The sequence below is a fragment of the Pseudomonas violetae genome (assembly GCF_023072615.1).
Taxonomy (GTDB): domain Bacteria; phylum Pseudomonadota; class Gammaproteobacteria; order Pseudomonadales; family Pseudomonadaceae; genus Aquipseudomonas; species Aquipseudomonas violetae.
On sequence record NZ_JAKNRW010000081.1, the window covers coordinates 1 to 2,531 of the forward strand.

A 2,531-nucleotide genomic window follows, 5' to 3' on the forward strand; every position below is an offset into this window, starting at 1 on the left:
CTCGGCTTGCTTGAGAATGGCCATGATTTGGCTGTCTGAAAAACGTGATCTCTTCACGCAAAATTTCCTTGATCCGATTAGGAGAAAATTCTACTTCTGGTGAGTATTTTTTTCAGGGGGGATTACCAGATCTTGAGTTCCAGGCTTTGATAGAAGCGGCGGACAAGCAACTCTACGAAGCGAAGAACGCAGGCAGGGCGCGGGTATGTTCATGAGCAGGGCAAATGCATCTGCCCAGTTTGCTGCTTGGTTTTGGGCCGGGCCTTCGCGACAGACAGCTTCTGGCCTTTTTTTGCCGGTCACGACCGCAGCCGATTACTGCGAGATGCGAAGAGCCGCCCGAACTTGTATTAATCTGATATTGTTCATTAGCGATGTGCCCGCGAAAGGTCGACGGGCTCACCAGCATTGCCCCACAAGCCCTCAAACCTGAAATAGCTCTTAGATTTCTGTGCCTGCCTCGCAACTCAAAAATCATCGTTTTTTTGCAATCACACCACTCATGTATTGATTTAAATCGCGCAGATTTTTAATCCTCCATGAGTACGGCGATAGCTTTACACCATTCTCTCGCAAAGTTTTTGGAATCAAGTCTCCATTGGGACGAAGTATTATCGATGAGACAATCACGCCAGGATAATCATTTAATCGTTTTTTGAAAGCAGATGTTGTTAGATCAGGTGTAGGAGGATTGCTTTTATTAGCCAATGGTCCTGTTGCTTTGAGATCTATTCCGTGGCACATGGTGCATCGCTGTAAATAGAGATTTTTTCCATTAACATTATCCGCGAAGGATAGTGATGTTTGAATTAGCGATAAAATCCATAATGAAGCGATGAATAATATTTTCATTGTTTTTATCTTCCTTGATGAATCAGCGTCGATTGGATGCAGCTTGGTGCTAGGGAAAGATATCAGCCATTTATCGGCACACACAGTCATTGCTGATGCCCATTGAATCAACTCGTTTTCCAGGCGCATCCCAGTGACCGCTTCTGGCCGATTCTGTTGAAGAAGTCGGTCATCCAAAACTGCTTGATCATTGATCGGTGAAAACGCCTTTTTTGCACGTTGCTGCGTGAAATCTGCGTCTGGCCGTCACTCTTCAACGGCGACTGACAACTCCTCACACCACCGCCGCCGCAACCGTCCTCGACCGCCAAGCAAACCCCAACACCATCAACAACCCCAACCCCGCCATCGCCGCTCCAGCCAGGGAAATCGCCGGATATCCCAGCCCCGCATTTATCACCGCGCCGCCCAGTGCCGCACCAATCGCGTTGCCGAAGTTGAAGGCGCCGATGTTCACCGCCGAGGCCAGGTTGGGGGCGTCCTTGGCGGCTTCCATCACGCGCATCTGCAGCGGTGGCACTAAGGCGAAGCTGGCGATGCCCCATATCAGGATGGCAACGGCGGCCGGCAGCGGCCAGCGCATCAGTACGGTGAACGCCAGCAAGACCAAAATCAATACGCTCAGCGACACGATCAGGGTGCGATCTATCGAGCGGTCGGCGGCCTTGCCGCCCCACATGTTGCCCAGCGTCAGGCCCACGCCGAACAGCACCAGCATGGCGGTGATGTAGGCGGCGGACGCGTGGGTCTCGCTGCTGAGGATCGGCGCGATGTAGGTGAAGACGGTAAACATCGCCCCCGAGCCGACGACGGTGAGGGCCAATGCGCCCAGCACCGGGCCACGGCCCAGTACGCGAATTTCGGCCAACATACCCACGCTTTGCGGCGCCTTCAGGTTGGGCAGGGCGAACCATAGCGCGGCCATGGCCACTACGCCGAGGCCGGTAATGCCCCAGAAGGCGGTGCGCCAACCGAACAGTTCGCCAAACCAGGCGGCCAGCGGCACACCGCCGATGGTCGCCAGGGTGAGGCCCATAAACATTGCCGCAACCGCGCCGGCACGTTTCTCCGGGGCGACCACGCTGGCGGCGACGATGGAGCCAACGCCAAAGAACGCGCCGTGGTTCAGTGAGGTCACCACTCTGGCGATCATGAGGCTGTAGTAGTCGGTCGCCAGGGCTGACATCAGATTACCCAGGGTGAAAATCGCCATGAGTCCGATCAGCAGATAGCGCCGGGGAATCCTGCCGGTGGTCAGGGTCATCAGCGGTGCGCCGAGCAGTACGCCCAGGGCGTAAGCACTCACCAACAGGCCCGCAGCGGGAATCGAAACGCCGAGGTCCGCCGCGATGCTCGGCAACATGCCCATGGGGGCAAACTCGGTAACGCCGATGCCAAAGGCACCCATGGCGAGTGCAACAAGGGGTTGATTGATACGCATGGAAGGCTCCTTATCTATGCCGCTAATGCTACGATCCAGCCGTTTTAGGCGGTAGATAGCATTTTTGGCAATCACCTTTGCGTAAGAGGCACGAATGGACTTCAACGGCAGATCCGGTGAAATGCTGGTGTTCGCCAGCGTGGCGCGAGAGGGCAGCCTGTCGGCGGCCGCGCGTGCATTGGGGCTGACACCCTCGGCGGTCAGCCGGATCATCGCGCGCACCGAACAACGCCTTGGC

At 55.8% G+C, this 2,531-nt stretch carries 3 protein-coding genes; 1 reads left to right on the forward strand and 2 read right to left on the reverse strand.

All coding sequences use genetic code 11. The features are described from left to right. Positions 1 to 474: 474 nt before the first annotated feature. Together L9059_RS30465 and L9059_RS30470 are read right to left on the reverse strand one after the other, a co-directional pair. Complete coding sequence (locus tag L9059_RS30465) at positions 475 to 852, reverse strand: cytochrome c (RefSeq protein ID WP_247296726.1); 378 nt, start codon at positions 850 to 852, stop codon at positions 475 to 477. A 274-nt stretch (positions 853 to 1,126) separates the two neighbouring features. Further along, entirely contained in the window at positions 1,127 to 2,293 is a 1,167-nt protein-coding gene (locus L9059_RS30470) for an MFS transporter (protein WP_247296711.1), read from the reverse strand. A 94-nt stretch (positions 2,294 to 2,387) separates the two neighbouring features. Here L9059_RS30470 and L9059_RS30475 point away from each other — a divergent pair. Beyond that, on the forward strand, positions 2,388 to 2,531 hold a 144-nt coding region (locus L9059_RS30475), incomplete at its 3' end, for a helix-turn-helix domain-containing protein (protein ID WP_247296729.1).

What these genes read in the sequence shown, in the direction of transcription:
- L9059_RS30465 (WP_247296726.1), bottom strand. Translation starts at nt 852, where the DNA reads ATGAAAATATTATTCATCGCTTCATTATGGATTTTATCGCTAATTCAA.
- L9059_RS30470 (WP_247296711.1), bottom strand. Translation starts at nt 2,293, where the DNA reads ATGCGTATCAATCAACCCCTTGTTGCACTCGCCATGGGTGCCTTTGGC.